Origin of the sequence: Paraburkholderia sp. RL17-383-BIF-A (genome assembly GCF_046028015.1) — a bacterium.
Taxonomy (GTDB): domain Bacteria; phylum Pseudomonadota; class Gammaproteobacteria; order Burkholderiales; family Burkholderiaceae; genus Paraburkholderia.
In genome coordinates, this window is sequence record NZ_JARESR010000090.1 from 1 (window position 1) to 477 (window position 477).

A 477-nucleotide genomic window follows, 5' to 3' on the forward strand; every position below is an offset into this window, starting at 1 on the left:
AGGAACCCGGATCGCGTAGTCGGTGCGCTCTTCCTTCTGGTTCGGTATCCCGATGATCGTAAACGGTGCCGGCGCGGGCGCGGTTTCCCATTCGGATTCGATCGCGGCCAGTTTGACCTGCTGGACTTCGCCGGTGCGGTAGCCGGATTCGTCGCCGAGCACGATCACGCACAGCGTGGAGGCGAGGCCGAAACCGGCGGCGATCGCGAACGAGCGCAGCGCGAATTCGGTGTCGCGGCGCTTGAGCAGATACCACGACGACACGCCGAGCACGAACATCGAGGCCGTCACATAGCCCGCCGAGACAGTGTGCACGAACTTGACCTGCGCGACCGGATTGAACAGCACGGAGAAGATGCTGTCGAGCTCCATGCGCATGGTCTGATAGTTGAAGGTGGCGCCGACCGGATTGTTCATCCAGCCGTTGGCCACCAGAATCCACAGCGCCGAGAGGTTCGAGCCGAGCGCGACGAGGAG

General features: G+C 63.3%; 1 protein-coding gene. It reads right to left on the minus strand.

From position 1 onward, the window contains the following. On the minus strand, positions 1-477 hold a 477-nt coding region (locus P0D71_RS36070; RefSeq protein ID WP_408483895.1), incomplete at both ends, for a cytochrome ubiquinol oxidase subunit I.